This window comes from Desulfovirgula thermocuniculi DSM 16036 (assembly GCF_000429345.1).
GTDB lineage: Bacteria > Bacillota > Desulfotomaculia > Desulfotomaculales > Desulfovirgulaceae > Desulfovirgula > Desulfovirgula thermocuniculi.
This window is the reverse complement of sequence record NZ_AUBR01000091.1, coordinates 1-5736: the sequence shown is the minus strand read 5'-3', so window position 1 is coordinate 5736 and position 5736 is coordinate 1. Positions and strand designations below refer to the sequence as shown.

Sequence of the window (5736 nt, the reverse complement as noted above, 5' to 3'; positions counted from 1 at the left end):
GGCTGAAAGATGGGGAGAGTTAGTCTGCGTGATGCTGACTTCCTCCCCTAAAGCCAGAAGCGAAGTCCCGCTGAAGCAGTGGAAGGAAGCAGGGCTTCCGAAGCCTACAGTGGCAAGGGTTCACCGACTCTTCACCATCGATGAGCGGATCGTGATAAAAAAGTTGGGCAAGGCTGAGTTAGAAGACTTCAAAGAAATCCTCTCATCGGTCGTGGCAGCGTTAGTGAGAGGGCGTATATAGGTGTAGAGTAGAACTAATCTGGGTCGCCCGGATCCGGCCCGCAAAAACCAATCACGAAACGGAAAGGGGCGTGATTGGGGAAAGCGGGCCGCCGGGGGCCCGCGAGTACCTGTGAGCATGCCTAGGAAATCAAAATTTCAGAGAGCTAAGGAAGCGGTAGATCGATACCTGCGTGCCAACAGCCGTACTCGGTACATCATGCTTTATACCGTTTCGATTATCGCTGACAATGCGGTTGGGAAGGAGTTGTTTAAATCCCTTTATGATTACGAAGACCTTGTCCCCGGCCGCACGCGGTGGATAGATGCAAAAGACTTGGACCAGGAGACGCTGTGCCGCGGTCTGGGCGGGAGCTTCCTTGTTAGTCGAAAACCCCTACTACTGCGGGAAGATGGCATAGTTTAGATTAACGGGGCCGCCCGGCAGGCCCGCCGACACTAACACCCAAAAAAAGGAGGTGTTTGGTGCGGCGGGCCGCCGGGGGCCCGCCGCCGAGCGTATGTTCAAGGAGTTAGTCACCAAAATTTCCCAAAACCTAGTTACCGCCCCCGAGAGGGCGGCCAGGCTGATCCTGGAGCGCGGTGAGGTTTCCGACCAACTCCACCGCGCCCTGGATGCCATCAAGGAGCGCGAGGCGCAGGTGGCCGGGGAGGTGGCCGCCGCCCGCAACGGGGACGGCAGGCCGCTCTACCCCAACGAGCAGGCCCGGCAGGCGGAGATACACCGCCGCCTCCAGGCCGACGGGGACTACCAGGCCCTGCGGCAGGAGGCCGACCGCCTGCGCCAGGCCCTGCGGGAGATCGACGCCCAAATCGAGCACGTCTCCCGCGGGCACCGTAGCGACGTGGCCGCCGCCAACTTGGTGGCATCGCTGCTGGGTGCGGGCCTGCGTGAGGAGGCCCTGGCCGCGTTGCAGGCCTACGTCCAGGGGTTGGCCGGGCAGGAAAAGCCCGCTGAGGCCCAGGCGGAAACCCAACCGCAGGAGCAGGCCCAGGCCGATGCCCAAGTCCGCGATGCCGATAGTGCCTTGGTCGAAGGCACCTTCGAGGTACTCGAAGCCAGGGTCAATGACCGCGGTGTCGTTCGGGCTTGGTGCGAGGGACCTGGCGGCCTGAAGGTCGCTCTGTACGCCAAGAACGGCGCCGCCAAAGCCTTGGAGACCGCGGTGGGTAAGCGGGTGAGGGCCCGGTACCGTTGCCTAGATCACGGGTTCTTCGCCGTGGAGGTGCGCCCGGTCGCTTGACCGGGTGTGCCTCTAGGCGGGTGCGAGAGGAGAAAGGGAAGTGCCCGGTTGGATTTCCCTTCCGGGCGCTTCCCTTTCCAGCGCAGAACGGGTAAACTGGAGGTGAGGGGCGGTGAGTGCTATGAGCGAGGCGAAAGAGCACAGGTCAGAAGAGTACCCTGCCCGCCAGCCCGGTGAGGTGTTCTTCCTTGGAAGCTGGGTGCAGGGAGAGTTACGTGACCTCCGGCAGGAGATCCGGGAACTGAGGCAGGAACTTAAGGGCACCGAAAGCTCGTTGAGGAAGGAGTTAAAGGATACCGAGAACGCGCTGAGGAAGGAGTTAAAGGACACTGAAAACGCATTGCGCCAGGAACTGCGCCAGGAAATCTTGGCGCTCAGGAAGGAACTGAAGGACACTGAGAGTTCCCTCCGACAGGAACTAAAACAAGAGCTTAAGGGCGTCAGGGCACTTGTGTGGACTACCATAGGCATTGCCCTCACTGCCCTTGCTCTGATGGGAACCACGTTGGCCATGCTCGTGCCCATCCTGCCGAAACTCCGGACACTTTGAGGAACAGGGAGAGTGGCCGTAATGCGCTTTGATGGAGTTGGGAGCGTCCTCCACGAAGTGCGGAGCGCGTACCCGGTGGCTCCCTACTACCTGATTTTGGAGTTCGAGAACGGGGAGTACCGCGTGGCCAACCTTCTGCCTTTCCTGAAGGGGCCGATATTTGAGCCGCTGAAAGACCCCGCCTTCTTCCGGCAAGTAAAGGCCGACCCCGACACGAGGACAGTAGTCTGGCCCAACGGGGCGGACATATGCCCGGACGTGCTGTATGCCAACAGCGTCCCGCTGAAGTTACCGGAGGAACTTGGGGCCTGACTAAAGTCGCGTGAGCTTCGGAAGTGCCTGGTTGAAGCCAGGCGCTTCCCTTTTCCAGGGCCTTTCCCGGCCCGCTAAAAAACCACTCTCAACCGAAAGGAGGGAGTGGGGCGGGCCGGAGGAGAGGCCCGCCCCGTGAGTATGAAGTGCGAGAATTCGTTTAATACATACGGCAGGCCGATTGTCGCACCGGCCTGCTTTGATAACTTGGCAGAGTACATCTGCCAAGTTATTTACGACAAATGGGGGCATTCCGATACCCTATATCTTTGTGGGGAGTGTCGGGATGTTTTGAGGCGGGAAGCCCGCAAATATGGCTACCGCTTCCAATCCCGGCGTATTAGGAAGTAAACCAGGGCCACCCGGCCCGCAAAACCCATTCCACGGAAAGGAGGGAGTGGGGCGGGCCGGGGGATAGGCCCGCCCCGTGAGCGTGAAGCTGGAGAACCTGAAGAAGAGCAGGGATCAAAAAGTTCGGGAGCTTTACAACCGCCTGGTGGAGGGCGTGAGAGCTGTCCTCGACCGGGCCGACTGGAAAGCCTACCTGGACATGCTGGCCCGCTTTCACAAGTACAGTCCGGCCAACGTGGCCCTCATTCTGGCCCAGTACCCGAAGGCCACCAGGGTGGCCGGGATAAAGACCTGGAATTCCCTGGGTCGCCGGGTGAAGCCGGGCGAGAAGGGCATCAGGATCTTCGCCCCCACCCTGGTCAGGGTCCGGGTGCAGGTCGAGGAGACCGACCCGGAGACCGGGGAGGTCCGGGTAGTGGAGCGCGAGGAGGAGCGCCTGGCGGGCTTCCACGTCACCCACGTCTGGGACGTGTCCCAGACGGAAGGGAAACCCCTGCCGGAGCCGCCGGAATTCACGGGCAGGGTTTCCGGCGGGGAAGCCGCCAGGCGCGTGTGGGACCGCCTGCTGACCACCTGTCCCTTCCCGGTGGCCTGGGGCGTGACCACGCCCGGCGCCAAGGGCGAGTTCAACCCGCGCACAGGGGAAATAAGGTTGGACCCCACGCTGGATGAGGGCCTTCGGACCAAGGTGCTTCTGCACGAAGTGGCCCACGGACTGGCCTACAGGCTGGGGTTAGATGGAACGCAGTTCTATCTGACCCTGGGCCGGAAGGTGGCCTACCAGCGCGGGGAGGCCATCGCGGAAGGGGCCGCCTACATCGCCGCGGCCCACTTCGGGATGGACACGGGCGGCTACTGCTTCGAGTACGTAGCCGACTGGGTGCGGGACGCGGAAAAGCTCCTGGAGTGGGGGGAGGCGGTGCAGAAGGTGGCCCGGGCGCTGATAGAGTTGGTGGAGAACGCGGGGGAGAAGGCCGCGTAGGCTTTTCTCTCCCGCTTCTTTTCCGGGCCACTCTCCCCAGGCCCGCCTTTTCCCTGAAAAAACTTCCCGGAAAGGAGGGAGGCGGGCCAGGGGGAGAGGCCCGCCGCGAGAAGATGAAAGGCATATCCAAGAGGGTGCTTGAGCACGCTTTGAATTTGCCACCCCGTCGGGGGCGCAAACCGGGAGAGGATCTAGTGCACGCCTTGGAGGCCGTGCCTCCGGAGCAACGTCAGGAGGCCGTGAAGGCCCTGGAAAAAGCTTGGCAGGCCCTCTGGCAGGGCACGGCGGAGGGGGGTGCGCGGCGTGAGGATTGAGACCGTATGCATCAGGGGCCAGGACGCCCGCAGGTTCTTCCGCTGGGGGGCCTGCGGGTACTGCAGGAAGCCCGCTCGCCAGTGGGCGGGGAACCGGGAGCGCATCGAAGCCCACGCCGCCTACGACCGGGAGGGAAATATGCTGGGTTTTCTCTGCCCGGACTGCGCGGCAGGGTTAAAAGAAGCCCTGGAAAAACTGGGCGTAGCGGAAGGGAGTGGGCGCAATGGCGAAACTCAAAATGTATGAAACCGCCACCCACCGCTACGTGCCCGCCGGAAAGGACGTGTGGGGCCAGCAGGTGTGGGCAGCTTATTTAAAGCTGCCCGGCGGTGAAGTCCTTGCGGGCTACCGCTACAGGCGCACCGCGAAGGACTTCGCCCGCCTGCGGAAGCTGTACGGCCCGCGCACCCCGCTGGCCCGGTGGGAGGAGTGCCCGCCGGAGTTGGTGGCCACGGGGTAGACGGAGCTGGGAGAGAGGATCGATGGAGCGGCCGGAAGCAGGCGCTTTTGCCAGGCTTTCACATTTTTAGAGTTCAAAGGAGGGTTAAAAACGTGAGAAAGCAAGGCTTCTGCGAGGGGTGCAATTATTATCGAGAGGATCCGGATCGCGGATGGGGGCCGCCCAACTGCCTCATCCGCGCCTGCATCGCTGGGGAGAACCCTGGCTACGGCGTAGTGGATCCCTGCCCGTACTGGGAGAGGAGATCCAGAAAAGATCCGCCCTGCTACCGGGAGAAGGAGAGCGGAGAATGGTGGTGCGTGTTCGACCACTCCGCCTGCGCATGGAACGATGGCGGCGGAACGTGCCTCCACGAACACCCCACCAGCCCCGCGCCGTTAAAGACCGCTTGAGAGAGGTCCGGAAAGGGGCGGTAGGAGCCTCTTAGGCCCTTACGGGCATAGGAGGAGGTGACAATATAGAGAGGCGGTTCTGCGCCGTGTGCGGGAGGCCCGGCCTCCTGCACCTACTTAACGAAGAGGGACTCTGCAGCTACTGTCAGAAAAGGAAGTGGCTGGCGGAGGTGGATCCGCGAGAGTTAGTCGGCCGCCGCGTGCGGCGCAACGCCGCCTGGGGGCCGACCAGGGAGGCATACGAAATCATTGACGCCCGTCGGAATCGCCGCCGACCGACTGAAATCATGGTCCGGCTAGCGGGATACAAGGGATGGTTCTATTTGAGCAAGTTGTACCTGCTCGACTAGGGGTTGCCCGAGTGGGGTGTTAGATACCCCACTCGGGCCGCCTTTTTTTTGTGTGAGTCACACATCGAACGGGGGATCGGTGATGTCGGCCAAAGTCATTGCCTGCGACGTCGGCTACGGCTTCGTAAAAGCGGTTTCCGATACCGGAAGCCGTGTCGTCTTCCCCAGCTTGGTGGCCCCGGACAGGGGCGACTCGCTGGGGGTGGGGGACCTCTTCGGCCGCCCGCCCGGCCACACCGTCTCCCTGCGCCCGCCGGGGGGAGGGGCGGAGTCCTACCTCGTGGGCGAGGCCGCCCGGGCCAGCTTCCTCGCCTCGGGCTTCCTCGGTGCGGAGAAGCCCGCGGAGATGCACGACGTCCTGCTGCTGGCCGCGTGCTACCTCGCCGGGTCGGGAAGCGAGGGCCACCTGCCTGGCCAGGTGCCCAGGCTGGCGGTGGGCCTCCCCCTGGCGCTCTACCGCCCCCAGAGGGACGCCCTCCGCGAGAGGCTGTCCCGGCTGGCGGCGTGGGCGTCGGTGGACGGCGGCCCCGAGAGGTACTT

Annotated in this window: 10 protein-coding genes; all 10 read left to right on the top strand. The window is 63.1% G+C overall.

The window, feature by feature from the left end; genetic code table 11:
• A partial coding sequence (locus tag G454_RS0114380) for a type II toxin-antitoxin system PemK/MazF family toxin (RefSeq protein WP_027719156.1) occupies window positions 1–241 on the top strand: 241 nt, incomplete at its 5' end.
• Between the two features lie 499 nt (window positions 242–740).
• Complete coding sequence (locus G454_RS0114370) at window positions 741–1484, top strand: hypothetical protein (protein ID WP_156896830.1); 744 nt, start codon at window positions 741–743, stop codon at window positions 1482–1484.
• A gap of 121 nt (window positions 1485–1605) precedes the next feature.
• Window positions 1606–2034 (top strand): hypothetical protein, encoded by a 429-nt coding sequence (locus G454_RS19450; RefSeq protein WP_084413532.1) that lies wholly within the window; start codon window positions 1606–1608, stop codon window positions 2032–2034.
• Window positions 2035–2055: 21 nt separating this feature from the next.
• Entirely contained in the window at window positions 2056–2346 is a 291-nt protein-coding gene (locus tag G454_RS0114360; RefSeq protein WP_027719153.1) for a DUF2442 domain-containing protein, read from the top strand.
• Between the two features lie 427 nt (window positions 2347–2773).
• Window positions 2774–3679 carry an ArdC family protein gene (locus G454_RS19445; RefSeq protein WP_051276496.1) on the top strand — a complete coding sequence of 302 codons (906 nt, stop codon included), beginning with the start codon at window positions 2774–2776 and terminating at the stop codon, window positions 3677–3679.
• 113 nt (window positions 3680–3792) lie between these two features.
• Window positions 3793–3993 (top strand): hypothetical protein, encoded by a 201-nt coding sequence (locus tag G454_RS21595; RefSeq protein ID WP_027719152.1) that lies wholly within the window; start codon window positions 3793–3795, stop codon window positions 3991–3993.
• Window positions 3983–4240, top strand: coding sequence for a hypothetical protein (locus tag G454_RS0114345; RefSeq protein WP_027719043.1), 258 nt, complete (start codon window positions 3983–3985; stop codon window positions 4238–4240). The genes G454_RS21595 and G454_RS0114345 overlap by 11 nt, the downstream gene beginning before the upstream one ends.
• The gene (locus tag G454_RS0114340) at window positions 4218–4454 is read left to right on the top strand and encodes a hypothetical protein (protein WP_156896807.1); all 237 of its coding nucleotides are present in this window, start codon (window positions 4218–4220) and stop codon (window positions 4452–4454) included. The genes G454_RS0114345 and G454_RS0114340 overlap by 23 nt, the downstream gene beginning before the upstream one ends.
• A 92-nt stretch (window positions 4455–4546) precedes the next feature.
• Window positions 4547–4846 carry a hypothetical protein gene (locus tag G454_RS21590; protein ID WP_156896808.1) on the top strand — a complete coding sequence of 100 codons (300 nt, stop codon included), beginning with the start codon at window positions 4547–4549 and terminating at the stop codon, window positions 4844–4846.
• Window positions 4847–5278: 432 nt separating this feature from the next.
• Window positions 5279–5736 (top strand): ParM/StbA family protein (locus tag G454_RS0114330; RefSeq protein ID WP_035108018.1); only part of this gene is annotated, 458 nt, incomplete at its 3' end.